This is a genomic window from Pseudomonas sp. RL_5y_Pfl2_69, from assembly GCF_963970465.1.
In the GTDB taxonomy this organism is placed as follows: domain Bacteria; phylum Pseudomonadota; class Gammaproteobacteria; order Pseudomonadales; family Pseudomonadaceae; genus Aquipseudomonas.
Window position 1 is genome coordinate 112,840 of sequence record NZ_CAXAOU010000008.1, and the last position, 26,869, is coordinate 139,708.

At 59.8% G+C, this 26,869-nt stretch carries 27 protein-coding genes; 9 read left to right on the plus strand and 18 right to left on the minus strand.

The window, feature by feature from the left end:
- Positions 1–20: 20 nt before the first annotated feature.
- The gene (locus AACY07_RS15230; RefSeq protein WP_339475719.1) at positions 21–890 is read left to right on the plus strand and encodes a LysR substrate-binding domain-containing protein; all 870 of its coding nucleotides are present in this window, start codon (positions 21–23) and stop codon (positions 888–890) included.
- Between the two features lie 36 nt (positions 891–926).
- Here the strand turns inward: AACY07_RS15230 and AACY07_RS15235 are convergent, their stop codons facing one another.
- From AACY07_RS15235 to AACY07_RS15250, 4 genes are all read right to left on the minus strand, one after another.
- Positions 927–1,448 (minus strand): DUF2867 domain-containing protein, encoded by a 522-nt coding sequence (locus AACY07_RS15235; protein ID WP_339475722.1) that lies wholly within the window; start codon positions 1,446–1,448, stop codon positions 927–929.
- 31 nt (positions 1,449–1,479) lie between these two features.
- A complete protein-coding gene (locus tag AACY07_RS15240) occupies positions 1,480–1,875 on the minus strand; it encodes a GFA family protein (protein WP_339475724.1) in 396 nt (131 codons plus the stop codon).
- A 504-nt stretch (positions 1,876–2,379) separates the two neighbouring features.
- Positions 2,380–3,453, minus strand: a complete 1,074-nt coding sequence (locus AACY07_RS15245) for a collagen-like triple helix repeat-containing protein (RefSeq protein ID WP_133079277.1) — start codon at positions 3,451–3,453, stop codon at positions 2,380–2,382.
- 341 nt (positions 3,454–3,794) lie between these two features.
- Positions 3,795–4,640, minus strand: a complete 846-nt coding sequence (locus AACY07_RS15250; RefSeq protein ID WP_339475727.1) for an SDR family NAD(P)-dependent oxidoreductase — start codon at positions 4,638–4,640, stop codon at positions 3,795–3,797.
- A gap of 194 nt (positions 4,641–4,834) precedes the next feature.
- Here AACY07_RS15250 and AACY07_RS15255 point away from each other — a divergent pair, with 194 nt between their 5' ends.
- Positions 4,835–5,746, plus strand: coding sequence for a LysR family transcriptional regulator (locus tag AACY07_RS15255; protein WP_339475728.1), 912 nt, complete (start codon positions 4,835–4,837; stop codon positions 5,744–5,746).
- Here AACY07_RS15255 and AACY07_RS15260 read toward each other — a convergent pair.
- The 4 genes from AACY07_RS15260 to AACY07_RS15275 form a co-directional block, all read right to left on the minus strand.
- Positions 5,743–8,580, minus strand: a complete 2,838-nt coding sequence (locus tag AACY07_RS15260) for a TonB-dependent receptor (protein WP_339475730.1) — start codon at positions 8,578–8,580, stop codon at positions 5,743–5,745. The two genes, AACY07_RS15255 and AACY07_RS15260, sit on opposite strands and share 4 nt — an antisense overlap.
- A gap of 96 nt (positions 8,581–8,676) precedes the next feature.
- Complete coding sequence (locus AACY07_RS15265) at positions 8,677–9,642, minus strand: FecR domain-containing protein (protein WP_339475732.1); 966 nt, start codon at positions 9,640–9,642, stop codon at positions 8,677–8,679.
- Positions 9,639–10,145 carry a sigma-70 family RNA polymerase sigma factor gene (locus AACY07_RS15270; protein WP_339475734.1) on the minus strand — a complete coding sequence of 169 codons (507 nt, stop codon included), beginning with the start codon at positions 10,143–10,145 and terminating at the stop codon, positions 9,639–9,641. The genes AACY07_RS15265 and AACY07_RS15270 overlap by 4 nt, the downstream gene beginning before the upstream one ends.
- 134 nt (positions 10,146–10,279) lie before the next feature.
- Positions 10,280–10,888, minus strand: coding sequence for a LysE family translocator (locus AACY07_RS15275; protein WP_339475737.1), 609 nt, complete (start codon positions 10,886–10,888; stop codon positions 10,280–10,282).
- A 66-nt stretch (positions 10,889–10,954) separates the two neighbouring features.
- Between AACY07_RS15275 and AACY07_RS15280 the strand changes: the two genes are divergently transcribed.
- Positions 10,955–11,878, plus strand: coding sequence for a LysR family transcriptional regulator (locus AACY07_RS15280; protein ID WP_339475740.1), 924 nt, complete (start codon positions 10,955–10,957; stop codon positions 11,876–11,878).
- A 16-nt stretch (positions 11,879–11,894) separates the two neighbouring features.
- On the opposite strand, the gene AACY07_RS15285 is transcribed toward AACY07_RS15280, so the two are convergent.
- The 4 genes from AACY07_RS15285 to AACY07_RS15300 all read right to left on the minus strand — a co-directional run bounded on the left by AACY07_RS15285 (position 11,895) and on the right by AACY07_RS15300 (position 14,671).
- Complete coding sequence (locus tag AACY07_RS15285; RefSeq protein WP_339475743.1) at positions 11,895–12,590, minus strand: tRNA (adenine(22)-N(1))-methyltransferase; 696 nt, start codon at positions 12,588–12,590, stop codon at positions 11,895–11,897.
- A gap of 617 nt (positions 12,591–13,207) precedes the next feature.
- Positions 13,208–13,516, minus strand: coding sequence for an AzlD family protein (locus AACY07_RS15290; RefSeq protein WP_133079268.1), 309 nt, complete (start codon positions 13,514–13,516; stop codon positions 13,208–13,210).
- On the minus strand, positions 13,513–14,223 hold the full coding sequence (locus tag AACY07_RS15295; protein WP_339475746.1) for an AzlC family ABC transporter permease: 711 nt from the start codon (positions 14,221–14,223) through the stop codon (positions 13,513–13,515). Before AACY07_RS15295 ends, AACY07_RS15290 begins: the two co-directional genes overlap by 4 nt.
- A gap of 121 nt (positions 14,224–14,344) precedes the next feature.
- Positions 14,345–14,671, minus strand: a complete 327-nt coding sequence (locus AACY07_RS15300) for a DUF2834 domain-containing protein (protein ID WP_339475749.1) — start codon at positions 14,669–14,671, stop codon at positions 14,345–14,347.
- Between the two features lie 112 nt (positions 14,672–14,783).
- Here AACY07_RS15300 and AACY07_RS15305 point away from each other — a divergent pair, with 112 nt between their 5' ends.
- Positions 14,784–15,605 (plus strand): helix-turn-helix domain-containing protein, encoded by an 822-nt coding sequence (locus tag AACY07_RS15305; protein WP_339475752.1) that lies wholly within the window; start codon positions 14,784–14,786, stop codon positions 15,603–15,605.
- Between the two features lie 25 nt (positions 15,606–15,630).
- Positions 15,631–15,984 carry an ASCH domain-containing protein gene (locus tag AACY07_RS15310; RefSeq protein WP_339475927.1) on the plus strand — a complete coding sequence of 118 codons (354 nt, stop codon included), beginning with the start codon at positions 15,631–15,633 and terminating at the stop codon, positions 15,982–15,984.
- 9 nt (positions 15,985–15,993) lie between these two features.
- Here the strand turns inward: AACY07_RS15310 and AACY07_RS15315 are convergent, their stop codons facing one another.
- From AACY07_RS15315 to AACY07_RS15335, 5 genes are read right to left on the minus strand one after another with little or no spacing between them, the layout of a single operon-like run.
- Entirely contained in the window at positions 15,994–17,040 is a 1,047-nt protein-coding gene (locus tag AACY07_RS15315; protein WP_339475754.1) for a hypothetical protein, read from the minus strand.
- Between the two features lie 21 nt (positions 17,041–17,061).
- The gene (flgL, locus tag AACY07_RS15320) at positions 17,062–17,967 is read right to left on the minus strand and encodes a flagellar hook-associated protein FlgL (RefSeq protein WP_339475756.1); all 906 of its coding nucleotides are present in this window, start codon (positions 17,965–17,967) and stop codon (positions 17,062–17,064) included.
- 36 nt (positions 17,968–18,003) lie between these two features.
- Entirely contained in the window at positions 18,004–19,368 is a 1,365-nt protein-coding gene (flgK, locus tag AACY07_RS15325; protein ID WP_339475759.1) for a flagellar hook-associated protein FlgK, read from the minus strand.
- Positions 19,365–20,483 (minus strand): lytic transglycosylase domain-containing protein, encoded by a 1,119-nt coding sequence (locus tag AACY07_RS15330; protein ID WP_339475762.1) that lies wholly within the window; start codon positions 20,481–20,483, stop codon positions 19,365–19,367. Before AACY07_RS15330 ends, flgK begins: the two co-directional genes overlap by 4 nt.
- Before the next feature lie 13 nt (positions 20,484–20,496).
- Complete coding sequence (locus tag AACY07_RS15335; protein WP_339475765.1) at positions 20,497–21,600, minus strand: flagellar basal body P-ring protein FlgI; 1,104 nt, start codon at positions 21,598–21,600, stop codon at positions 20,497–20,499.
- Between the two features lie 287 nt (positions 21,601–21,887).
- Between AACY07_RS15335 and AACY07_RS15340 the strand changes: the two genes are divergently transcribed.
- Positions 21,888–22,814 carry a methionyl-tRNA formyltransferase gene (locus AACY07_RS15340; RefSeq protein WP_339475767.1) on the plus strand — a complete coding sequence of 309 codons (927 nt, stop codon included), beginning with the start codon at positions 21,888–21,890 and terminating at the stop codon, positions 22,812–22,814.
- 601 nt (positions 22,815–23,415) lie between these two features.
- Positions 23,416–24,291 carry a lateral flagellin LafA gene (lafA, locus tag AACY07_RS15345; protein ID WP_339475769.1) on the plus strand — a complete coding sequence of 292 codons (876 nt, stop codon included), beginning with the start codon at positions 23,416–23,418 and terminating at the stop codon, positions 24,289–24,291.
- Between the two features lie 195 nt (positions 24,292–24,486).
- Here the strand turns inward: lafA and AACY07_RS15350 are convergent, their stop codons facing one another.
- On the minus strand, positions 24,487–25,029 hold the full coding sequence (locus AACY07_RS15350) for a sigma-54-dependent transcriptional regulator (protein ID WP_445261384.1): 543 nt from the start codon (positions 25,027–25,029) through the stop codon (positions 24,487–24,489).
- Between the two features lie 605 nt (positions 25,030–25,634).
- On the opposite strand from AACY07_RS15350, the gene AACY07_RS15355 reads away from it, so the two are divergent.
- Together AACY07_RS15355 and AACY07_RS15360 are read left to right on the plus strand one after the other, a co-directional pair.
- Positions 25,635–26,474, plus strand: a complete 840-nt coding sequence (locus AACY07_RS15355) for a FliM/FliN family flagellar motor C-terminal domain-containing protein (protein WP_339475772.1) — start codon at positions 25,635–25,637, stop codon at positions 26,472–26,474.
- On the plus strand, positions 26,471–26,842 hold the full coding sequence (locus tag AACY07_RS15360; protein ID WP_133079259.1) for a FliM/FliN family flagellar motor switch protein: 372 nt from the start codon (positions 26,471–26,473) through the stop codon (positions 26,840–26,842). The genes AACY07_RS15355 and AACY07_RS15360 overlap by 4 nt, the downstream gene beginning before the upstream one ends.
- Positions 26,843–26,869: the final 27 nt, after the last annotated feature.

Genomic DNA, 26,869 nt, shown 5'->3' on the forward strand with positions numbered 1-26,869 from the left:
CCAAAATTGTGGATGATTAAATGCGACGCCCTGTCTTCGACCTCGATGTACTGCGCACCTTCGTGACTGGCGTGGAGCTCAACAGTTTTGCCAAGGCGGCAGGCCGCCTGGGCCGTTCGACCTCCCCCGTGAGCGCACAACTCAAGAAACTTGAGGAGCAGATCGGCACGCCCGTCCTGCTCAAATCCGGCCGGGGCCTGGCACTGACGCCAATGGGCGAATCCTTGCTGACTCATGCCCGTCGGCTACTGGAACTCAACGACAGTATTTTCCAGACGCTAAATGAACACCAGACGCCAGAAACTGTGCGCCTCGGGCTTCAGGAAGACTTTGGCGAGCACTTTCTAAGCGACATTTTGCGCCGGTTCGCCATGACCTATCCCCTGGTAAACCTGGAAGTCAGGATCGCGCGCAATGCCCAACTGTTGGCCCTGATGGACAGCGACGGGCTTGACCTGGCACTGGCCTGGGACACCGGGCAGCCATCCGCCTGTGCTACGCGCCTGGGTGAAGCGCAAATGCACTGGATCGGGTCCCGGGACACACCGGCCCGCTACATGCCTGGCGACGCGCCACTGCCCTTGATCCTGTTCGACGCCCCATGCGTCATGCGCAGCGCGGCGATCAAGGCGCTGGATGAAGCAAAAATTGCCTGGCGGATTGCACTGACCAGCCCTGGCGTGGGGGGGATCTGGGCGGCCGTTGCCGCCGGACTGGGAGTGACCCTGCGCACCCGCATCGGGTTGCCGAGTCATCTCGCGATTATTCGCGGGTTACCCGCGGTTCCGACCCTGGGGTATGTGCTGCATGCTGTGAATGAGCACCTCACGCCTGCCGCCAGGCTGCTGGCCGAACTGATAGAAACAAGCCTGCAAGAGCAAATGAATTGATCCCCGGCTGAATGCAGCCTGTTGGTGCACCGGTGTTCAAGCCCTCTGTGCGAGTTTGCGTTTCACTTGCCTGAGGTAGCTGTTGACGATGAGCTTGTGCGCCGGGCCCACCGGCAACATGTAGAGACGGCCATAGGCGTTGTGGGTCACGACCGAAGATGTGACCACCAGCACATGATCGGTGGTTATCGAGAGGCAAATCATCACATCCAGATGCCGGTCACGTTCGGTCAGCACCAGCATCTGGGGAGCACTGTGCACCACCAGAAAAAAATCCAGATAGTCGCCCTCTTGCACGGCCTCTCGCCGGGTGCCGGAGAAACCACCGATGCGCTTCACGCCAAACAGGGAGGAAATGGCATCCCGGGTCCGGAAAGCCAGGCGCATGGGCAGCCCCTGTTCGGCCGTCATGAGGTTCCAGGCTTCAAGCGCCGTGATGGCTGCAGGTAGCTGGACTGATCTGCTGTCGTGGTAATCAAGTTCAGACACTTCTCGAAGCGTGCGAACAGGTGATGTGAAAGCCAAAGCCTGCCTCCTGGATACTGAATGAAATTCCATTTTTCAAACGCCCGGGCACATCAAAACAACCTCAGCGCCCCGGCTGCCATTGCGGGTGCATCGCAAGATGCTCATGGTTGAGCCATGGAGCATCATGATCAACCCAAATGTGATATTGCACACGCACACCCGGGTCCTCGTCCAGTGTCGCGACACGAACAATCACAGCCGGTGCTGCGGTTCGCTCTGCCACAAGGTGAGAGCCGCACAGCGAGCAAAAGCGACGCAATTTCCCGGGGGAAGACTCGTAACTGCTCAGGTGTTCCTGCCCCTTCGTCCAGCGAAAGTGCTCACGCAAAACACCCGCAGTGGTCACGAATGCTGCCGAATGGGTTTTGCGGCACGAGTGACAATGGCAGTGACTCATCGGCATGTCGATACTGTCAATTTCATAGCCGACGGCCCCGCAGGCACAGCTTCCTTTCATTGGACATTTCCTTGTTGATGAGGGAGATACGGTGACCTTCAATAACCTAAAGCAGACGTGTATCGGCCACAACCCCAACGCGCGCGCCCGTCTAAAGGCGTCAGCGGTCTCCTCTCGCTTTATGCGCGTTCGATCAGGCTCATGCGCTTTACACACTGGCCATCCGGAAACGGAGTCTGACGTGAACTCAGGGATTGTGACATTTGCCACGTGTGGCTATGCCGTTATCAAGGATCTGATCGGGGGAGCAGGAACTGGTCCGGGAGAGGATACCGCTTCAACACATGAACGCAGGCAATGGCGGCACAGCCGTGGTGTCAGATTCACACCTGCATGCCGGGACCGCCATCGTCACCGCGCTTATTCCCGACGTTCCGGCCGCGGGATGCCTGGCGTTGCACTCAGGCGCATTGCACGGTAGCTCACCCAATCGCACCTCAGGGCCCACGCGAGCGAAGCCATGGGGCTATCGTCTCGCGAAGACTTCCTGGAGAGGGTCAATGCCTAGTTTTTCTTGCCCAGGTTGCCCAGACCGCCGAGCAAGCCGCCAAGACCGCCCAAGCCTCCGGTGGTAGTGCCTGCACCCGCAGTGCCGGTGTTTACCTGACCACCTGTCGAGGCCGTTGCCCCGCCCAGACCGCCCAGGCCACCCAGCAAGCCACCATTGCCGCCCAGACCCAGCAAGCCACCCAGGCCGCCCGTGTTTGTACCGGTGCCTGCACCTGCTGGCGGATTGACGTAACCGCCGGATTTATCCAGCACGCCGCCCACACCACCCAGCACACCCCCGACCAGGTTTGTTACCGGGTTTTTGCCTGTATCCGCCACTTTGTCACCGAGCCCCCCTACCACGCCGCCAACCTGTTTCAGCAAACCGTCCACTGGCTTGCCCAAACCGGTTGTTGTACCCACCTTGCCCGTTACGTTCTCGACCAGTGAAATCACCGGCACTACGACTTTGTCATTCACGCCGCCAGTCGCCTTGCCCAGTTGACCGCTGGTGACGTTGGTCGTCAGCGTATTGCCGAGCATGGTGACGGTGGTGCCGACCTTGTTCACCAGACCACCTGTGGTGTCAGTGACTTTGCCCACAACGCCCCCCACGAGCGGAATCTGGCTGATCGGTGTGTTATCGACCAAACCGCTGACACCTGTGCCCAGTGACGAAACACCCTTGCCGACGTCGCTGACCCCGTTGGTGACACCGGCCACGGTGATACCCAGCGAGTTTTTATCAGTGCCCAGGGAACCCAGGCCATTGGTCACGCCGTCGGTAATGGACGTCACGGCGTCACCGGTGTGAACCACCAGCCCACCGGCTGCGCCGACCACTGGAACTTTGGTCAGGGTAGTGCCCACATCACTGACCAGCACACCGACACCGCCCAGTCCGGTACCCACTTCGTTGGCGACCTGGCCAGTCACCAACGGCGTATTCGTGGTGGTGACAGGAGGCGTAGTGTTTGTGGTATTGATGGTGGTCTTGGAGCCACCTCCACCGCTGCTGCAACCCGCCAGGCCGGCGGTCATTACCAAAAATAGAGCGGTGCTCGTTTTCAACCATGGTTGAGTGTTCATCATCAACTCCCTTGAACTTGCTGTGCTTAAGTTCGAAGGCCCCCTGTTCTGATATCAAGGGACATCCCATCCGTAAGGACATAACAACTCCATAGGCTTCAACACACAATTCACAACTTGGTATTAACACTCTATATAGCACCGCCGCGACCCAACTTAAGGACTAATACTCAAGTTGTAATAACCGCTTATAACGCCACGAACATTAACCTGCACAAGGGTTTTATCCGTGCTCTGCTCCCTGCCCATACTTAAGTTATAGGCACAATTAACAGTCCTTCTGTTCACTTGAAACATGGGTCTTCAAGTCTGATGTTCCTCAAAGATTGCGGGCAAACAACTCAGCACTCCTTGATCTGGTCCCACAACCGGGCAACCTGCTCGGCGCTGGAGGCCTTGACCCGCGCCAGATCGAGGGGATAGTCGACCCCCGGGTTCTCGACACATCGCGTCGCGGTGAACTGGCCATTGCTGGCCCGCAGAATGTAGCCCGTGTCCTGGCACAACGGCGAAGCCAGAAACATCACGCCGGGAGTGACCCATTCAGGTTTCAAGTTGTCCGGCTCGCCACTCACGCCCCACATACGGGTCTTGGCCACCGGCGATACGGCGTTGACCAGGATGCCATCGGCCGCGCCTTCCATGCTCAGCGCATTCATGATCCCAAGCTGAGCCATCTTGCCCGCGGCATAGGCCGTCAGCCCTGGCTGCGCATACTGCTGATACATGGCGCGGTCCGAAGACGTCAGCACCACCCGTGCAGCTGCAGAGTGCCTGAGGTATTTCCAGGCATGCTTGCAGAGCCAGATCGGGCTGTAGATGTTTATATCCAGCGCCCGCTGAATAAACGCCGGTTGGGTTTCTTCGATCGACTGATAACCAACCCAGCCCGCGTTGTGGATCACAATATCCAGTTGCCCGAACCCATTGATGGCCGTCTCGATCAATTGCCGACACCCCAGCTCGCCAGCCAGGTCGCCATGATGGCCGATCACGCTGAATCCCTCGGCTGCAAGTGTTCGGGCGGCATCGAGGGCAACGGCGTCATCCGTGCCTGCACCCGTCTTGTCTGCGCCACTGTCACTGATCACGACATTGGCACCCAACCTTGCCAACTCACGTGCATAACTCAAACCCAGCCCACGGCCAGCACCCGTTACAACGGCGGTTTTTCCGGAAAAGTTCATGGGTAGTTCCTCGTGTTTATCACCTCACCTTATCAATCGAACTGGAAGTTGTTTAATACTAAACAGGCACTCAGTTGATACGCTGCGCCTATCACGCGGCTTCTTTAAAGCCGATGAGTAATCAAGCCTTCCATATCATTAATTGTTACCCTGCTCCGGCAACAGTGATCAATTCAAATCAAGGAACGCTGGAAATGATCGAAACCCGACTGCTCAGGCAGTTCATCGCGGTGGCTGAAGAGCTGCACTTTCATAAAGCTGCAATTCGCCTGCATATAGCCCAACCGCCCCTGAGCCAGGCCATTAATCGCCTGGAAGGCAAACTGGGTTTTAGCCTGTTCACCCGCAACAAGCGCGAGGTCAAACTGACACCCGCAGGCACTGTCTTTTTGCAGGCCGCCTATCAAACACTCAAGGCGCTGGAACGGGGGATTGAACACGCTCGCCAGGTGTCCGAAGGCATTGCGGGCACTCTCACGGTGACTGCCGTCTCCATCGCGTACTACGAGCCATTGCTCAGCACCCTCAGGCAGTTTCGCCAACGCTTTCCCGATGTCCAGCTGGTCATCCGCGAGATGCCCTCCTCCAGCCAGGCCAAGGCGATTCTGGCCGCAGAAGCCGATGTCGCGTTCATGCGCAAACTGCCGCATTCGGTGCAGAACATCGAATCGCGCCTGTTGTTCGAGGAAGCCATCGTCATGGCGCTGCCCCTCGATCATCCAAAAGCGCAGTCAGGCCCGATCGAGCTTCGGGATTTTGCCGACGAAGACTTCGTGTTCACCCCCCAGGCCCTGGGCAGCGGCTATCACAACCAATTGATCGCCCTGTGCGAAGCCGCCGGTTTTTACCCCAGGGTGGTACAGGAAGCCGCGCAGATCCATACCCTGATCGGCCTGGTGAGTTGCGGTTTTGGCGTGGCGCTGGTGCCTGAGTCCATTGCCGGCTCGAACATGCGCGACAAGGTTGTGTTTCGCCCGATTCGCCCGGTGGCAGAATCTGCCAACCCGGCCATCGGGCTGTACATGAGCTGGCATGCCCACAACCCGTCACCGCTGATCAACCGTTTTATAGCCATGTTCGACAGCGCCAGCCAACGGGCCGACTAGAACGTGGTCTGCACACCCACGCGCAACGTACGCCCAGGCGCAGGCATGAAACTCTGGGCCAGCGGGTCGAGGTAATAGCGGTCAGTCAGGTTCTGCAACGACACATTGAGCTGCGTGTGGTCCTTGAGCTTGTAGTTGAGGAACAGATCAAACAGCGCCACTTGTTCATAGACCAATTGCGGCGTGGTGGCACCGGTTTGCCATTCATTGTCGGCCTTGACGGTCGGGCCTGAGGTATAGGTTCCACGGCCGCCGACGGTGAGCGTCTGGTCAAAAAAGCGCAGGCCCGTGGTCAGGTTTGCCGCAAAGCGTGGCGGGTTCTGGGTGTTGGAGTAAGAGCCCATGAAGCTGCCCGGCGTGCAGTTCGGCGTTTTGCTCAAGTCCTGATAGGGGTTGGAACTGGCTCGCAAGCGTGCCGCGAAGGTCGAGTCGCAGGTTTCGGTTTTCAGGTAGTAAGTGGACGAAAAATCTGCAAACACACGACCCGCGTCGTAATGCGATTGCAACTCCAGGCCGCTGGTTTTGAAGCTGTCGGTATTGCTGAACTGCATCAGGCCCATCAACCCCGGGCTTGGATCGTAATAGCGGGTGATGTAGTTCTTGATGTTGGTATTGAAGTAGGCAAGCTTGATGGCCGCCGAGTCATTGTCCACCCACAGGCTTTTATGCAGCGTGCTGGCACCGATCTCCCAGTTGCTTGAGCGCTCGGGCTTCAGGCCTTTGCCGGGCATGGTCTGCAAGACGCCCTGGCTGGTTTCGAACAGCGAAGGCATGCGCAGGCCCTGGGTGTATGAGGCATAGAAGAACGTGTCCGGCGCCAGTTCGACGTTGAAACCAATGGCAGGCGCAAAAGCACCGCCGCTGTCGCTTTGTTTACCGGAGTACGCGTAACCGCTGACCACCTCGCCAACCTGGGACGGATAGACCGTCGACTCGGTAGCGCCGAAGTCGTTGTAGCGCGTGCCCTCGAAAGGGAAGTTGGTGTTGTTGAACACGATACCGTTGTTCAACCGCGGGTCCGTGGCGTCGGTGTACTGGCCGTTCTGATCCGGGAACCACATCATGTTGCCGTAACTCTGCGGGCTAAAGACCCTCAAGTACCTCAACTCGCGCTCCTCGCGCAGCGCCGTCGAGTGGGCAACGTGATCCTTGGTGCGGTAATAGGTATAACGACCGCCCCCCCAGAGCGTCAGCCTGTCGACCGGCTGGTACTCCAGCTTGCTGTGCAGGCTGAACTCCTGCCGGGAGCCATCGCGCAGGCTGCGGTTGGCATTGATGTCATCCTGATTGGTGACCACGCCTTTCTGCGGGCGCAGTTCCTCGACCTGAAACCCGCTGCCCACATCCAGCTTCAGATCGCCGTAGCGCGTAGTGAACCGCGAGGTATTGGCCAGGTCGCCGCCAATGCGCCGGTCGGCCTGTCGGGTCCAGTTGCGATCCGAGCGATAACGCTGTGAAGCCGGCGCCAGCACCGACGTCAGGTTGCTGGTTTGAGCGTCCGTCATCCACAGGCTGGCCGTCAGGTCCACCAACGGGTTGGCGTCTGGCAGGTAATTGTAGCGGGCGGTATAGGTGTCGATTTTCGTGTGGCTCAGGGGGTACTGGTAGATGCCCCCGGTGCCAAACCGGAAAATATCCGAAGGCATGATCTCGCCAATATGGCCGTCGTACCGCCTGAAGCCCAACTCCAGCGTATGGTCGTCGGCCGGGCGAATGGTGGTTTTGATCAGGTACGAGTCGGTCTCTGCCGATGAGTTGAGCACCTCTTCACCGGGGTTGTACGTCGTGGCGACCGTCATGTTCTCGCGCCCATAACGGTTAAACGTGCGGTAGCGGTCCTGACCCTTCTTGCCAGCAAAATAGTTGCCCTGATTGCGATGCGCGTACGCTGCCACCACATCGAAGTAGTCGTGGGTCCAGGCAAACGCAGCACTGCCGGACTGGGCCTCTGAACCAAACAGGCCGCCACGGTCCTGGTGCGGTTCGGAGTAGAGAGTCTCAGTGGCCGAATGGCCGTCACGGGAGGCGGGAGCAACGCCGTTGCTCCACACATCGCCTTTGAGGCGCAGGCCAACGGTTTGACCGTCACGCAAAATGTCGTCTACGCCGATGGTGCGCATCTTTACCGTGCCGCCGATGGCACTCGATGTCAGGCTCGGGCCTTTGTCGATGGTGATATCGCTGATCAGGTCAGGGTCAATGTAGCTGCGCTGCTGCGTACCGGCGTAGCCGCGGTACACATCCAGCGCCTGTTGCGAGCCATCGACCGTGACGGCTACCCGGCTTTGCCCCTGGATGCCACGAATGTTCACATCCAGGCCACCACCATTACGGCTGTCCCCTACCTGCACACCCGGCTGGCCCTTGAGTACATCGCCCACCGAGATCACGCCAAAACGTTGCATCTCTTCGCTGGAGATATACACGGTGGATCGAGGCGCCAGATAGACCTCTTCAAGGGCGGGATCTTCCCCTGTGACCTTCTGCGAGGGCAGCACGACCGCCCCTGCCCCCTGAAACAGTTCGACGCTGCCGTCCGCCCGGCGCTGATAGCTCAGGCCGGTGCCCGACAACAGTCGTGTCAGGCCCGCCTCGGTACTGAAGTCGCCCTGCAACCCCTTGCTGCTCTTGCCCGCCGTCAGTGTCGAACTCCCGGCCATGCTGATTCGCGCCTGCACGCCGAAACGCGAAAGCACCTGATCCAGGGGGCCGGCATCGATATTGAAGTGCTGACGCTCATCAGCAGCGAAAACGGCTGCGCTGTAAAGCGGTTGCAGGCCCAGTAAAAGCAGGCCAAAGGTGCGGGCGCATAAAACACGTGCGGGGGAAATCATGCAGGGCTCCTGAAGGTGAAGGCCCACCTGTTTCGGTGGGTTATTCCTATAGGCCCCGCCAGTTTCGAAAAACTGTCGCGCAGAACGAAAAATAATTCAGACCGCCACCACTGTGACCCAATAACGGGTCCGCCGCTCGATACGGACTGGCAATGCATGGGCGACCAGCGCCAGCGCCGCATCCGTGTCATCCAGCTGGAAACTGCCCGTCACGCGCAAGGCCGCCACCTGTTCGCTGCAGCGCAAAATACCGGGCCGATAGCGTGACAGCTCGGCCAGCAAAGCATCCAGGCGCATGCGCTCGGCCGGTAAAATGCCCCGCAGCCACGCCTGGGCCAGAAACACATCGGTGAGGCTTGCCGGATGAATCCCCCCGGCATCCACCCGCGTTCGCCAACCCGCCTCCAGCAACAATGGCGCCCGGTTGTAAGGCGAGTTCACCTGCACCAGGCCGCGCAACACCGTCACCTGAGTGCCCTGGCGATCATGGCGCACCAGCAGGCTGGCCCCACGGCCACGCAACACGGCATCGGGCGTGACCAGTTGCACCGAGCCTGATTCGGCCTGTGCATTCAGAGCCAGTTCGCCCTCGATCAACTGCACATGGCGCTGGTCTTCTCGCCACTCCACGTTGGCCGCACTGGCCGTGTTCAACCATAAGGAAGTGCCGTCGGCCAGCCGCCACTGACGACGCTCGCCCGTTGTGGTGCGGTGAGTGGCCAGGGCTGTGCGCACCACGGTCGATTGCGCACCTTGCCAGGAAACCCCGCCAAACAGGCCCAGTGCCAACAAGCACTTGAGCAACTGCCTGCGCTGCTGAGGGTCTGCCCCGGCTGACTCAAGCGCCCTGCGCGCTGTGGCATCGGATAAAAGCGTGGCCCCGGGCTGCAGCAACAGCGCCAGGCTACTGACGCGCTGCCAGGCACATTCGTGTTCAGCGCTCGCCTGACGCCATTGCTGCAAGGCCTGATGATCAGCCGCCCCCATGAGCCCGGACTGCATGCGCACAATCCAGTCGATGGCCATATCCCGTACACGGGGATTGACAGAAACGCCGCTCATTCGAAACGGCTCGCGTAACAGACGCTGAAGGCCTTGCCCATGGCCCGCTGCACCTGGGCCACGCTCAGGCTCAACTGCGCGGCGATCTGCGGGTAGGTCAAGCCATCAAGCTGGGACATAAAGAAAATCTGCCGCACCCGGGCAGACAACCCGATCAACAGCGAATCGAGTTGCAGCAGGGTCTCGATCGTCAGGTAGCGGTCTTCGGGGGAAGGCTCCTCGCCTGCCGGTCGGGCAGCCAGCGCCTCAAGATAAGCCCGCTCGATTGCCTGGCGCCGCCAGCGGTTGATCAGCAGACCGTTGGCAATGGTTGCAAGAAACGCCATGGGCTGACGCAACGCCTGCGCATCGTTCTTTGAACGCAGTACACGGATAAACGTGTCGTGTGCCAGGTCCTCGGCATCGGCGCGATGCCCCAATCGCCGATGAAGCCAGCCCCGCAGCCAACCATGATGATTCGCATACAGCTGCTCGACGGGCGAGACGGTCCTGTCGTGAGACATGTGAGATTCGCTTGATGTTAATGATAATTCTTCTCATCTTATTATTTGTAACTGACTTTTGTACAGCGTCAGCTCTGATTCCGGGCTTCCCGTCAGGTGAAAAAAACACTTCAAGGAGAGGAAATTGCCCCTGTTCAGCGTAGAACCGCGAGCAAGACCCCGAAGCCAACCAGCAGCCCACCGAAGGCGCGGTCGATCCAGTGACGCACGGCAAGCAAACGCCCCTGTACGGCCCCCGCCGAGAAACACAGCGCGACCAGAGCGAACCAGGCCATATGGGCCACTGCAATAAAGCCGCCATAGCCAATCTGCACGGCCAGCGGTGTGTCCGGTCGCACTACCTGCATAAACAGGCTGACGATAAACAGTGTGGTTTTAGGGTTGAGTGCATTGGTAAGAAAGCCCGTGCGCAGCGCCGCCAGATCTGACAATGGTGCTACCGGGCTTTCGGCTGACCCGCTGCCGGGCTTGGCACGCAACATCTTCACACCCAAATACATCAGGTAAACCGCGCCCACCAGCTTGATGGTGCTGAACACCCAGGGCGACTGCTGGATCAGCAGGCCCACACCCACCAGGGTGTAGGTCACATGCACCATCACCCCCAGGCCGATGCCCAGGGCGGTCAGCACCCCGGCGCGGCGCGACAGCATCAGACTGTTGCGCGTCACCATCGCAAAATCGGGCCCCGGACTGATGATGGCGAGCAGGGTTATTGTGATTAAAGCTATCAATTCGGTCATGGCGTATCCTGTCGACTGTTAACGAACAGACGCCATACTATTGGCACAGACTGCAGATGAATAACGATGATATCTGACAACAATAGTGAGTCTGACTCACCAACCAATCATGGGCGGTTGCCTTCCCTTTTGGCCTTGCGTTGCTTTGAGGCCGCGGCACGCCAGGAGAACTTCAGTCGTGCCGCCAGCGAACTGCACCTGACCCCCGGCGCGGTCAGCCGCGCCGTGCGCCTGCTCGAAGACGAGCTGGGTGTGGAGCTGTTCGAGCGCCGCAGCCGCCGGGTGTTTCTCACCGATGCCGGCCGCGTGCTGGCCAAAGCGGTGGGCGATGGACTGGGGCTGATGGCCCAGGCCATCGACACACTGCGCGCCAACGCCCGCCAGAAACCGGCCTGGGTGCTGTCTTGCGAGCCTACGTTGCTGATGCGCTGGCTGATCCCGCGCTGGCCTGATTTCCAGGCCCGGCATCCGGAGATCAACGTACATCTGGTCGCGGGTGGAGGGCCGTTCAGCTTTGCCAGTGACATCGACCTGGCCATCCGCCGTGACGATTTCCCCTGGGCCGACAGTTATCACGCAGAGCCCTTGTTTGCGGAAAAAATCGGCCCGGTATGTCGCCCGGAAAAAGTTGCCCAGTGGTTTTGTGCAGAGGACGCCAGCCCGCAATTGCGGGCCGACGCACCCCGGCTGCACACGCGCACGCGGCCGGGGGCCTGGCATGAATGGGCCGCAGCGGCAGGCCTCGCCTGGCCTGACGCCCCGGGGCAAACCTTCGAGCACTTCTATTTCAGCCTGCAGGCGGCCGTTGCTGGCCTGGGCGTGGCCATCGGCCCCTGGCATCTGGTGCGCGACGATCTGGAAAGCGGCGTACTGGCTGCGCCTGGGGGGTTCGTCGAGGACGGTTCGCGTTATTGCCTGCTTTCGCCCCAGCCGTTGATTGCCGATAGCCCTCAGGCACAGTTGCTGGCATGGCTGCGTACGAAAGTTTGAGATCAGCGGCCCGGGCCTAGGCCAGCAATTGAGTGATCCACCGGGCCTGCCGGGCGATTTCCTGCACCTTGTCCTCGGGTACCGCCTGCCGCGCCTGGTCAAAGCTGGTCAGGACCTTCTGCTTCTGAAGCAGCATGCGTTGCCACTTGCCCAGAAACACAGGGCTGCGCGCCTGCATCTGCAGGGGTCCGAAATACAGTTCCTCGGCCGTATACAGCACCGGCCCGGCGCGCTCGGCGACGATGATTTCGTAGTAGAAGCCGTTTTCCTGCAACAGCTCTTCGCACAGGATCCTGTAGTGATTGTCCATCAGCCATTGGCGCAGAGGCTGCTCACCGCCATTGGGCTGCAGAATCAGCCGCTCCCGCCCGTTCAGCCGCGCCTTGCCGCTCTCAAGGATGTCGCGGATAGTCTCGCCACCCATGCCGCAGATACTGATCGCGGTGATCTCGTCTGCCGCCTCGATGGCCTCCAGACCGTTGGCCTGGCGCACGGTGATCTGCTGTTCCAGGCCGTTGTCGCGCACAGTGCGTTGCGCCGCGTGAAAGGGCGTCAACGCCACCTCGCCTGCCACCGCTGCCGCGATGGCACCACGGCGCATCAACGCCACTGGCAGATACCCATGATCCGAACCGATATCGGCCAGGCGCGCACCGGCTGGCATATGGGCTGCCACGCGCTCAAGGCGCATGGACAATGTGTGTTCGTTCAACTTCAGTTCCTTTTAACCGCCAATACCCGGCACCCTGGACGTGGGTGCGGGCGGCACATGATGCTTGGTGAATTGGGCGGGGTAAAGCTGGGCTCCACAGCGGTTCAGATTCGTCGTCTAACCCGCGTGTAGTCGCTGACGAGTAGTACGAGGCTGCGTCCGGCTGCGTAGCGGTCGCAAAACCGATACACGCGGTATACCTGATTAACCGTGGAAGCCGATTTGACGACTGCTTCGCAGCCGGACGCAGCCTCGCACGGCTCGTCAGCTGCTACGAATGCTGTGTAGCAGTTGACGAGTAGAACGAGGCTACGATCGAGCGCGTAGCGGTCGCAAAACCGCAACACGCGCAGTGCCTGATTAATCGTGCAAGCCGGTTTCACGACTGCTTCGCAGCCGGACGCAGCCTCGCACGGCTCGTCAGCGACTACAGGTTTCGGCACCCATCCCGCGTGTACCGCGTGTAGTCGCTGACGAGTAGAACGAGGCTGCGATCGAGCGCGTAGCGGTCGCAAAACCGCAACACGCACAGTGCCTGATTAACCGTGCAAGCCGGTTTCACGACTGCTACGTCGCAGTGCTCAGCGGCTACAGAAGGCCGCGACACATGCGTGCTATCACAAATGCCTGAACACCGCCGCGGCAATCACGCCTGCCGCGATCGCGGGCAGGGGCTTCTTGAGCACCAGCATCACAACTGCCGTGGTCAGTAAGGCAAGGCGTGCTCCGTTGTCACCGTTAAGCGCCAGAGGCGCCAGCAGCGCGACCAGCACTGAGCCCGACATGGCGCTGATGAACTGTTGCACCCGGTAGTTGATGGGAACGAAGGACATCACGAAAACGCCCCCCAGGCGCGTGACCAACGTGACCACAGCCATGATCAGAATGATGATGAAGGTGCCGTAACCTGCGCTATCAATGCTCACTTTTTCTTCTCCATCCACACAGCGCCAAGCACGCCACCCGCCAGTGCCCCGACCACCACATGGCTGTTTTCAGGCAAGTACCGGTGCGCCAACAGTGACGAGACGGCTGCCACACTCCAGATCACCAGCATGCGCAGGTTCTTTTGCCCGCCGACCACCATGGCCAGCAGAAAGCAGCCCATCACCATGTCCAGCCCCAGACTGACCGGGTCCTGGATGTCGCTGCCAAAGTACACGCCCAGCCAACTGCCCAGCACCCAGGCCGCCCACAGCGCAATGCCGCCGCCCAGGATCAGGCCGATGCCCGATTTGCCGCTGTTGAACGCCTGCATCGACATCGCCCAGTTGGCGTCCGATATCACCATCATCACCCCGTAGCGCTTGGCCGTAGGAAGCTCGCGCAGCCAGGGGTACAAGGTTGCCCCCATCAAAAGATGCCGGGCATTGATCGCAAACACTGTCACGATCAACGGAACAAGAGGTACCTGCGCACCCCAAAGGTCCAGCGCTGCGAACTGCGACGCACCGGCAAACACCAGGGTGCTCATGAGCAGGCTTGCCCCATCGTCCAGCCCCGTCTGAGCGGCAGCAAGCCCGAACGCAATGCCGAACACCACCACAAACATGGAAATGGGCAAAAGCTGTTTGAAGCCGTCCCGGACTTCGTTCCAATTCAGCTCGACCGAGCTTTTATCACCACTCAACAAGACATCACCTCATCTGCACGACGACACGCTTTTTAATGCTGGCATTATGAGGGCCTGAATCTAGTCCAGAACAGCGTGCATGTGTAAAAGGTGTCGCAATGTCGCTATTGGCAGGGCGTTGTCAGATATCAGCAGGTGTTTTGACGCCCGACCTGAACCCATCGACCACGATATACAGCAGCGGCCCCACGGAAACAAAAACGGCGGTAAGCAGCAGATAAGGCAGCACCGATCCCAACGAACGGCCTTTGGCGCGAGCATCCCGGTACATCCAGATGCAGGCCAGAACCGCAAGCAGGTACAGGTCAATCACGACTTGAGCCGTGTCGGGGCTGGACATCAGGCCCAGGCCGAAGGCCACCAGCGACTGCTGCGCCGTCCACATCGTGTAGCCCGTGTAACCGGCGAAGCCCAGCAATGCGGCAAGGGCGAGATAGGGTTTGTTCATGTACTGTCCTTTAGGGGGGGCTGACGGGACGCCAGTTAGTGATACTTTTGCCGCACCCGCAATGACCTCACAGGTCATGGACGCCGATCATGGCCACTGCCAGAGTTGATGCATGAACAGCCAACCCTTCCCCCGTACCACGGCCCCGACAACCGCCGGGCCCCAGCTGCGCTTGCTGCGCCGACAGGCCCGCTTGAGCCAGCTCGACCTGGCGATGATCGCGGGCATTTCCCAGCGCCATTTGAGCTGCATTGAAACCGGCCGCGCCCGTCCCGGTCCAGGCACTCTGCACAACTTGCTGATGGCCCTGGAGGTCCCGCTGGAGCAGTGCAACAGCCTGTTCCTGGCGTCCGGTTACGCGCCTCGCTACGAAACCACCCCGCTGTCCTCCCCGGCAATGGACGCCGTGCGTGACGCCATCAGCCATGTGCTGCACGCCAACAACCCTGCTCCGGCGATCGTGCTGGGCAGCCATTGGCAGGTGCTGGCAGCCAACGCCAGCACCCGGGTGCTGTTCAATCTGCTGGGGCTGCCCGCCGACGCGGCGCAGGGCTTGAACCTGTTGACCACCCTGCTGCAACCCGGCGGTCTGGGCGACCACTTGATCAACCCCGAGCAAATCCGCAGCATTGCCTGGCAGCGGGCTACCCGCGAGGCGCTGGACAACCCGGTCCTGGCCGAGCTGCTGCAAACCCTCGATGCCCCGCCGTCCTGCGCCACCGTGAGCAATGAGCTGCCACCGCTGGTACTGACCCGTATCCGCTCCCCTCAGGGCGAGCTGAATTTCATGTCCACGTTCACCACTTTCGGCATGCCGCTCGACATCACGGTAACGTCTTTGCGCATCGAGCATCTGATCCCTGCCGATCCAAAAACCTGGCAGACCATGACCGCCGCCTACGAGCAGTCTCTGCTCGGGCAACCAGGCCACTAAGGAGAGTGCCATCAAAACCCTGTCCATTGTTCACCCCGGCGCCAGCCGAATTGCCTCAGGGGAGAAAACCCTTGAAGTGCGGCGCTGGCACCCCGAACTGGCCCCGACCGAAGACCTGCTGATTGTCGAGAACAAGCGATTTCTGCATATCGACGGTGATGAAGACCCCGAGGGCATGGCCGTGGCCATCGTACGGGTCAAGGCCATACGCCCGTTTGAACCGCAAGACGTGCCAGCGGCCTGTGCACGCTATTACGAGGACGGTTGGCTGGCCTGGGAGCTGATCGATATCAGGCCGCTAACGCCCCCGGTGCCCGTGCGGGCGGCGCGGGGCATTTACACCACCGACATCCGGGCAGGGGACCTGCAAACCGGCTGATCCCTCGACTCAGCCCATCAACCCGACCACCCGGTGCCGCGACACATTGGCCTGGCATTGCACCAGTTGCGCCACTTTCAGGTAGTCACTGCCCTGCCCCGCTTCGCCCTCGAACACGCGACCGGCAAAGTCGTGGGCCCAGCGCTTTTCATCCTTGCTTTCGTGGCGACCGATCTGCTCCCGGACATGCCCCTGGCGCTGATTGAGTTGCTCGATGACCCCGTTGACCCGCACCAGCCCTTTGTCCACCGTGGCCATCAACTGACGCAGCTCGGCCCGGCCCGTACCTTTGGGCGCAATCAAGGGTGCGCCCAGCAGGTTTTCTTCCTTGCTGTGCACCGGGGTAAAACTGGCCCGGGCGAAGAGTTTGTCTTCACCCTGGATCGACATCTGGCCCTTGAGCTTGCCCCATTGCGACTCGGTGGCCGAGAAGCGCAATTTGGCTTCGCTGTTGACCTCGGCATGCAACCCGGCCTGGGCCAGGCTGGTGTTGAAGCGGCGCAGGATCTGGCGCTCGTTCATGTCGTCGTCCAGCACCACGGCAATCGGCCCCGGCATGTGCCGCCCGGCACTGAACAGCAGGGTTTCACTGCCCGAGGCCTGTACCGCGTTCAGGGATTCAAGCCCCTGAATGCTGAAACGGCTGCGCAACGGATGGTCCAGGTTAAGCCCCATCTGGGCATCGACACTGGCGGCCGATAACCGGCTGCGGTTTTCCAGCAGGTCGTTGAGGCGATTGACCGAACGGGCCAGGGTTTCACCCTCCAGACCGCCCTTGGCCGGGCCGTTGAGGCTGCGGCCAAGATCACGCTTGAAACTGCTCAACTGCTCGGTGACCTGGGTCAGGTACAGGTGCGCGGCCTGAATGGAAGACGACTGCTGGTTCAACTGCAGGCTCAGCCCGGCCATTTTCCCCGGCTGGCGCTGGGCGCTGGCCAATTCGGGCGGCCTGGCATTGCGCACACGCGGCTTGGGCACGGTGTCGCGCTGCTGGGCCTGAGTGCGCATGCCCAGGTCATAAGAAGCAATGGCCGAGCGTTCGTTTACAACTTTCATGTCGGGTGTTCCGGTTCTGGTTTACATCAGGTCAAACAAGGAAATGGCCGCTACGCGGGTATAGACCTTCTGGCTGGCCTGCATTGAAAGCTCGTAGCCACTGACCTGCAGGAACGCCCCGCCCAGGTCCAGTTGCGACAGATCACCCTGGACTTTCTGGTTGGCCAGCGACACATCGGCGTTGCCGTTGCCCAGCAGGGTCAGGGTGTTCTGGCGCCCGCCCAGCTCGGTCAACCCGCCCAGCACGCGGCCGTGGGTCTGGTCCAGGCTGTCCAGCGTGTCCTTGAGCTGCTGGCGGGTGGCCGGATCGTTGGGCGCGGCCTTCAGACTGTCGACCAGGCTGTGCAGATCGTTCAGCAGGTCGGCATTGGGACCCAGGATGTCCCTGGCCGTCACGTTGTCATCGATCATCACGCCATTGCCCACGACCGCCTGACGGTGCTGGTCGTTGCCCGTCACGCTGTAGGTGCCGCTGGCCAGGTCAAAGGTCACGGCCGGGGTGTTGCTGAGCGTGCCCGAAAACAGGTAGTTGCCCGCTTCGTCCTTGGCGTTGAAGTAGCTCATGATGCTCTGTTCCAGGCTCGACATTTCATCGGCGATGGCCGAGAGATCCTCGCCGCTGTTGCTGTCGTTACCGGCCCACAGCAGCAGATCGCGCACGCCGAGCATGGCGTCGGAGCCGGACTTCAAATAGGTTTCCTGCACCATGAGGTTGTCCGATACCCGGCCGATATTGAGGTTGTATTGTTCCAGGCTGGCCTGCTCGCGCTCGATGCGCATCAGGCGGGCGCTGGCAATCGGGTCGTCCGAAGGTTTCTGGATGCGCAGGCCGCTGCCGATTTGTGCCTGCAGCTTGCCGATCGCCTCGGCGTTGCGGTTCATGTTGCTGTGCATCAGGGCAGAGGTGTGTACGTTGGTGATTCGCATGTGTTCAGGCCTTTACTCAAGTCGGTGTGCCGGGCTTCAGACAGCCGCCAGAATGGTGTCGAAAATACTGTTGGCGGTCTGAATGACCTTCATGTTGGCTTGCAGCGCCTTGTTGTAATCCATCACCGCCTGGGCTTCTTCGGTATCACTCACCGCACTCACGCTGTCGCGCTGGCTCTGGGCCTGCTCGGTGACGGTGGTGGAAGACTTGAGGTCGGCCTGGTTCTGTCGGCTGGCACTGGCCACATCCCCCAGCATGCCGCTGTAGGCTTCGCTCAACGTCACCGAGTTGCCGCCTACCGTGACCCGGGTGTTTTTCAGTTCGATCAGGTCCAGCAACACCTGGTTGTTGCCGCTCTCGCCCGCGACACCGGACAGCGCCAGCTCTTCGGGTTTGACGTCATTCATTTGCAACAGGCCGTTGGTGCTGCTGGGGTCGAACGTCAGCAGCGGGCTGCCCGGGTTGCCATTGAGGTCAAAACCGGTCGCCAGGGTGTCATTGACCAGGGTCGCCAGGGCCCCGGCCATTTCCTTGAGGCTTTCACGGGCGGGCAACAAGCTGTTGTGCTCGACGTTGTAGAGCCCGCCGAACGCGCCGCCCAGGGTGTCCTGATACAACGGGAAACTGGTGCCTGCAAAATTCAGCGCCACTTCCTGTTCACCCGCAGCGTTGAGGGTGATCGACAACTGGCCCGCGGTTTTGCCGCTGACCAGTGGCTGGCCGTTGGCCAGGGACACGGTCAGGGAGCCGTCGCGGCTTTCGCTCACACGCACATCGGCGTACTTGCTCAGCTCGCCCACCAGGGACTCGCGGTGATCGCGCAGTGCAGAACTGTCGGCGCCGTTGGATTCGGCCTGCACGATTTTCTGGTTGAGCAGCGCCAGGTTATTGCTCAGGCCGTTGATTTCGGTGCCCATGGCCGAGCGTTGCTCATGCAGGCCCTTGAGCTGATTGTCGATATTGCTGTTGAGCCCGTTGAAGCGCTGGGTGAGATTTTTCATCTCGGACAGGATCTGCTGGCGCAACGGGATATCACCGGGGCTGCTGCTGGCGGCGCTCAGGGCAGCATAGAAGTTGTTGAGACCGGTGCTCAGGTTGGAACCCTCCCCCGACATCACGCCTTCCAGCGAGCTGAAGTAGTCCTGACCGGCCTGGTAGTAGTTCATGTCGGTGGTGGCACGCCACAGTTGCTGGGTCTTGAAGCCGTCGCTGATGCGCTTGACCCCGATTACGTCAACCCCGCCCCCCACCTGCTGGCCCTGCCCGCCGACCGAGCCCGTCTGCACGGACAAGCGGCTGTAACCCGGGGTGCGGATGTTGGCAATGTTCTGTGCCGCCGCGTTCAGGGCGACTTGCGCCGCCGATACACCGGAATAACCGATCTGGCCCATGAGGCTCATGTTTCAATCTCCTTGCGCGCAACCCGCATGTTCTGGGCAAAGGCCGGTGAACTCAGTTCGGCTGCACGGCTGACGGTGGTAGTGAGGTCCTGTGTGCTTGAGGCGACCGCAATGGCGTCCGACTTAAATGCCAGGCCATCCATCTTCCCGCTGCGCGTAGCAGCGGATGGCGCTCTGGGCGTCACACCGCTCTGGCCAAGGTCGGCCAGGATCGAACGGGTGTAGTTGCGGGTTTCCTTGAACGGAATGCGTTCCACCCACTGACTGACGCTGATCGTGCCCTGGCGCGGGTCGCCATTGCTCTTGAGCCACTCATCCACACGCCCGGGCCCGGCGTTGTACGCCGCCACCGCCAGCGCCGTGGCGCCGTCATAGCGCTTGAGCAGTTTGTCCAGATACGCCGTGCCCAACTGCTTGTTGTACTCGCCATCACGGGTCAGGCGCTGCTCGTTGTAGTGCAGGTTCAGCTCCTGGGCCATTTCCCGGGCCGTGCCCGGCATCAGTTGCATCAGGCCACGGGCGCCCTTGGGCGAGACCACCGCCACCCGCCCGCCCGACTCGTGCTGGATGACTTTTTCCACCAGCGCCACCAACCCGGCAGCCCCCTTGCCAAGGCTGTCGATACCGCGCTGCCAGGTGTTGACGATGGGTGCCAGCAAGCTGTCGACCATCTGCGGTTTCGGGGCAGCAGGCGGCAAATCATGGTGGGTAGCCCGCGCACTGGTCAGCGCCTTGTTGGCGGCCAGCAGGCCAGCCGGGGCCACCGGCGCGCCGCACTGACCGCTCTGGGCCGGGGCTGCAGGGGGTGTGGACGGCATGCCGGGAGACAGCTGCTTGACCAGCATGTCGGCAATCCCGGTTTTGCGATGGCCAGCCAGCTTTTCGGCCAGCGCTTCGTCGTGGAACTCACGCAGGGTGTCGCCCTGGCGGCTGCGCATCGGGCTGCCCTCGGACAACACATCGCCCGCCTTGCGCATTTGCTTGAGGATCTGCTGCAAGAACATGGCCTCGAACTGCTCCGCCACGTTTTCAAGACGTGCCTGGCGTGCCACGGCCACATCGGCAGAAGGCTCCTGCCCCGATTTTCGGTGTTGCGAAATTTGGGTAATGCTCATGGTGAAAAGGACCTTAAATCACGATCAATTCAGCGTTCAGGGCACCGGCCTGTTCCAGTGCCTGCAATATGCTCATCACATCATCCGGTGTCGCCCCGAGGCTGTTCACCGTCTTGATGATGCTGTCCAGGTCGGCACCGTCAGGCCAGGCGAACATGGGGTTGCGCTGCTGGCTCACATCAATGTCGGAGCGCGGTACAACGGCGGTCTGCCCGCCTGAAAACGCGCCCGGCTGGCTGACCTGCGGGGTTTCGCTGATGGTCACGGTCAAGGTGCCGTGGGCCACCGCCGCCGCCTTGACCCGCACCCCCTGCCCCACCACCACGGTGCCGGTGCGGCTGTTGAACACCACCTTGGGCCGGGTTCTGCCTTCCTGCACGTCCAGGGACTCAAGAATGGCCATGTAGCTGACGCGCTGGCTGGTGGCAATCGGCGCCGTGACCGACACCTTGGTGCCATTCAGGGCCGTGGCGCTGCCGGCGCCAAAACGTGCGTTGACCGCTTCGGCAACCCGGCTGGCCGTCTGGAAGCTGGGTTTGCGCAGGTTGAGCATCACATCGCTGCGCTCGTTGAAATCGCTGGGGATCATCCGCTCGACCGTCGCCCCGTTAGGGATCAGGCCCGAATTTGAGCTGTTGACCGACACACTGGAACCACTGCGCCCCGAAGCCTTGACCCCGCCCACCACCACGGCGCCCTGGGCCAGGGCATAGACTTCGCCGTCCACGCCCATCAGCGGGGTCAGCAGCAGTTGCCCGCCGCGCAGGCTTTTGGCATCACCCAGGGACGAGACCGTCACGTCCAGGGACTGCCCGGCACTGTACGACGCCGGAATGCTCGCGGTGACGGTCACTGCGGCCACGTTTTTGAGCTTGGGATCCACATTGGGCGGCAGGTTGATGCCGAACTGTTTGATCAGGTTGGCCACCGACTGGTTGGTGAACTTGACCTGATTCTTGTCGCCGCTGCCGTCCAGCCCCACCACCAGGCCATAGCCAATCACCTGGTTGGAGCGGATCCCTTCGATGTCCACCAGATCCATCAAGGGCGCCGCGTGTGCTGGCATGCCCAGCAACAGGGCCAGCGCCGCCAGCCCGCTATAAAAAATGCTTTGCATAAAAAACTGTCCACTCACATCGGAAACAAGGGGCTGGCGAAGAAGCGCGTCAACGCCCAGATCACCGCATTGAGCGATGCCCTGAACAGCGTGAGCGAACTGCGCGGGCATTTCGCTCCTCAAACAAACCGGACTGGTCATGTTCTTGATCGGCTAACCCCCAAGGCTAGTGCTGCAATACCAATGCACCCCCGAAGTGATTCGGGGGTGTTTTTTTATGCAAGACCTTTTGCTGTATAGAAAAACAGGTGCTAGTGTTCTGCCTCGCCCCGTTTAAGGGTAATAAAATGATTGCAAGCCCTGACAAAATAGCGGAAGAACACAACGTGAAGACATCGAATCTGCTGACCCTATTTGTAATGACAGAGAAAGGGTTGAAGTTCGTAGAGCAAGCCATCTCTCAATTCAGAAATATTATTGCTGAGGTCGTCATTGGTCAGGACGGCGCGCTCACCAATGACTATTCACAAGAGATCGCCGATGTGTGTGCGGCATCTGGCATCAAGTTCAGTCAACGCAAAGACTTCCAGACGATCACCTCAAAATATGCAATGGCAATTTCCTGGCGCTGGCTGATAAACCACCCGCCTGAAAAGCTCATCGTTTTCCATGATTCGTTGTTGCCAAAATATCGAGGATTCGCGCCGCTAGTTAACGCATTGATCAACGGCGAACATACTGTTGGCGTGTCGGCAATATTCGGCGCAAGCGAATACGACCGTGGCGATATTATCCATCAGGCTTCTGTCCAAATTCGCTATCCCATTACCATTGCGGATGCAATTACGGCTGTGGGCGATTGTTATCTGAGTTCAGGCATGGCGGTGCTTGAAACGCTCGCCAGCGGCCAGCCTCTCAAGGCAAAAGCCCAAGATCACCGTCTGGCGACCTACAGCCTTTGGCGTGACGATGAAGACTATCTAATCGACTGGAGCCTTTCGGCGGCAAAAATTCGCCGCATGATAGATGCAGTCGGTGCCCCCTATAGAGGCGCATTCTGCCTTGTAGACGGTGCTCCAGCTCGCATTCTTGCAGCCGAAGATTTGGATGATGTGCAGATCGAAAACCGCACCTGCGGGAAAGTTATATTTGTTGAGGACGGGTTGCCGGTGGTGGTATGCGGAACCGGGCTGCTAAAGGTCACTGCCTGTGTTTGCGACGAGGGCGGGGGGTCATTGCTGCCTCTTTCCAAGTTCCGCGTGCGATTCAATTGACGCTACCGACCTGGACCGTCATAAGCCTCCCCACACCCTCACGGGCTCGGACTTCTGCAGCTTCCTGCTCACTTGATCAATGAACGATTACCACCTCCTCAGTAGCGCCACCACCAGACAGTGCAATCAACAACATAGAATCACGCTTTAGTCCGCATCAACGACGAGCCGGTTCTCATTTCTTTTTACGCACAGTCTTCAAGAGCTCATGCAGGGCCTCAGAAGACGGTGCTACTTAGGCCCCAATAGCCAGCGCTATGGCGGCTTCAATTTCTACTGCTGTCAAATTTCAGCTCACGCTGACGATTCCGACAAGCCTTTTGCCGCTCAACGCTGGTCAGAGGTCGGGCGTAAGTCTCAACCAGATCAAGGGCTACGGTGTTTTCAGGGGCAATCATTACGAAGTTCTCCGAACGCCCCGAATCCCTTCGGGGGTGTTTTTCTGAGTTCGACAAGGCAACTGCGCCGTTCATCAGCCCGAACAAATTGCGGCCATACCCCTTAAGCCGACCGAACAATCGGTCGCCCTTTGAGTGTCAGCGGGCAGAACAAACTGCACCGCCACAATTTCAACACTCAATGCTCACCGGGAATTTCGATCATGGCTTTGACTATCCACACCAACTACTCCTCGCTGTTGACCCAGACCAACCTGAACAAAACCAACAACGCCCTGGCCGTCAACCAGCAGCGCCTGGGCACCGGCCTGCGCATCAACTCGGCCTCTGACGATGCCGCTGGTCTGCAGATCGCTACCCGCATGAATGCCCAGTCCAAAGGCATGGCCGTGGCCCTGCGCAACGTCAGCGACGCTTCCTCGCTGCTGCAGACCGCAGACGGCGCGCTCAACGAAATGACCGACATCATGCAGCGCATGAAAGACCTCGCCACCCAGTCTGCCAACGGAACCAACAGCGACGCCGACCGCACCTCGATGCAGGCCGAGTACGACGAGTTGGGCAAAGAAATGCACAACATCATGGAGAACACCTCGTACGCCGGCGAAAAACTGTTCGGCAGTGACGGCACCACCGGCAAATTCGGCGCTGCCGTAGTGTTCCAGATCGGCTCCAGCGCCGCAGAGACCCTCGACCTTGACCTGTCGACACAAGCCGGCGACTTGGGCACTGACCTGGCGGCCTTGTCTTCGAGCTACGGTGCAGCCCCGGTATCCGGTACTGAGATCGCCACCAGCACTGCTGCCAACGCCCAGATCACTGCATTGAGCGATGCCCTGAACAGCGTGGGTGAACTGCGCGGCCAGTTCGGTGCCAACATCAACCGTCTCAACCACACCTCCAACAACCTGTCCAACGTCAAGGACAACACCGAAATGGCCCGCGGCCGCATCATGGATGCCGACTTCGCCAGCGAAAGCGCGATGATGAGCAAGAACTCCATGCTGATGCAGTCCGGCATCTCGATGCTCAAGCAAACCGGGCAAATGCCAGGCATGGTCATGTCCTTGATCGGCTAAGACCCAAGGCAGGACGCTTGAACAAAAACGCCCCCGAATCGCTTCGGGGGCGTTTTTTTTTGAGTTCGACAAAGCCAGCTGCGCCGTTCATCAGCCCGAACAAATACCGGCCATACGCCTTAAGCCGACCGAATAATCGGTCGCCTTTTAGTATCAGCGGGCAAGCAATCATGCACCGCACTTAATTTTAAACACTCAATGCTCATTGGCCATTTCAAACTTGCCGCACTGGGCCGTCACCGCGCCGGTAAAGGCGCCGCGCTCATGACCGAACAGCAGGGATTCGAGCATTTGCTCGGGGATGGCCGCGCAATTGACGGCCACAAACGGGGCATTGTCGCCGGAGGCAAAACGGTGAATGTAGCGCGCCATCATCTCTTTGCCGGTGCCGGTTTCACCGGTAATCAGGATCGGCGCACGGGTCACGGCCACCCGCTGGGCCATCGCCAGCAGACGGCGCCCCGCTGCCGAACACGACACAAAGCTTTCCTGGGCACTGGCCGCCGCCGCATGCCGCTGCAACAACGCCTTGATCTGGGTAGCACTGAACGGCGCCAGCAGGTAGTCCACGCACCCTCTTTCAAGCAGCGCCGTTGCACGTTCCTGCTCGGCGTACTCGACAACCGGAACAATACTTATATGGCGGGCGTGACGAATAAGGTTTTCAGTCTCGGCATTTAACAGTTGAACTGAAAAGCCGCTGACAAAAACAAACACCAGGGTGGTTTGATTGAACACCTGTGTGTGCAACTGGCTATAACTTTCAACACAGATCACAGGACAATGTTGTTCAGACAAACTGTCGACCAGTATTGAATACCCTTTATTGTCCGGGTGACCCACCACAATAACGGGAGGGTGTTCGGCGCGGGGCTCAAACGAGGCCGTAGCGGGATGACTATACGAATTAATAACCGGTCTCACCGTGTATACCTGCGGTTTGGATCGCATGTGTCTGTCGGCATGAATGCTGGCACCCGGCGTGGGGAAGTGTTCATGACGGTGCGATACCTGTGCGTGTTCGTTTCGGGTGCTGACTGCACTCAAGCAGCCTGTAAAGACTCACGTTCCTGTGACCGGTCGAACTGTAGGCAAGGTCGCGACAAAACTGAAATCATTAACCATCAAATCGTCCTGATCCTTATCAAACGGCGATTTGACAGTTTTTGATTTAGGAATTTCTAACCGGGTTCCTATACTCGCCACCAGCCAGGCGCTCCCCGACCCCAGCAGGCAGCGGATGTCTGCTTCTCGATTCCAGGAAACGAATCACCTGCCCCTTTCAGGCAGACACGAGAAACAAAAGGATGCGCGCTACAACTTCCAGGAACGATCTTTTCACTATGACTGGTTACAGAAAAGTTCAACATCAGGTGCCCGCAGACGACCTGATGTTTTTAAAGCCCGAAAAACTGGGCCGGTACTATCACAAAGTACCTATTTATATAAAAGAGCTGGCAGGCAAATACCCAAAGGCACTGAGCGATTACTTTTTAAGTACCTATCGAATCAACAGCGATCTGCTGGAAGTGGTTGTCCATGAAACACAACAACCGGATCCGCAATGCAGGTACATGACCGCTATCGGCAAAATTGGTTTCAGTATCGAGCGCCCGTTATTAAGCGAGTTGCTGGAAAGTTACTACGGTGGTTCCACCCCCCCTGCCCAGGACGAGCCGCCGGTCAGTTCGTCGGAGCACCGCATGCGTACGCGGCTGGGTGTCGATGTCTCGACCATTTGCGCCCGCATCCTGATGGGGGACATCCCCCTGGGCACGGTCGACAGTTCGGTGAGCACCTATGAAGAGATTCACTGGGCCTACTGCATCCAGTTCGTGTTTTGCAGCACCGCCACCCAGTTGGTGTCGTCGGTGTTCCTGTCTCTGGATGCCCATGCCGTCGATGAGCTGACGCGCCGCCTGAGCGATGACCAGCCCTCGTCCCAGTCCGACGGCGCCGGCTACCCCATCGCCGAATTGCCGGTACACCTGGACTGCGTGCTGGCACGGGCACACATGCCCCTGGGCAAGGTGCTGGCGTTGCAAGTGGACGACATCCTGATGGTGCGTTTGCTGGAGCGCTGTGAAGTGCATATCAAGCAGCAAAAATTGTTTCACGGGGCCATTTCCGAAGATGACGGCGCCTTGTTTTTAACCTCTCTCGACAGTGTTAACAGCCAATGAACACCTCCATTTCCGATTCCGACTTCGACAACCTGCTCAATGACACGCTGCCTGCCTTCGACGACGACCTCGCGCCTGCGCCCAGCCCCCCTGAAGCGGCTCCCCTGCCCCATCAGGACTTGAAGTTTTTCGGCAAGATTCCGGTCACCGTCACCCTGGAAGTGGCCTCAACGGAAATTACCCTGCGCGAGCTGATGGACGTTGACGCCAGCAGTGTGATTGCCCTGGACAAGCTGGCTGGCGCGCCGCTGGACGTCAAGGTCAACGGCGCCCTGTTTGCCAAGGCCGAAGTGGTCGTGGTGCATGGCAACTATGGCCTGCGGATTGTGGAACTCAGCGGCTCCAGCCTGAGTGACCTGGCGTTATGAAACTGATCAAGCCAGCCGCGTTCTGCA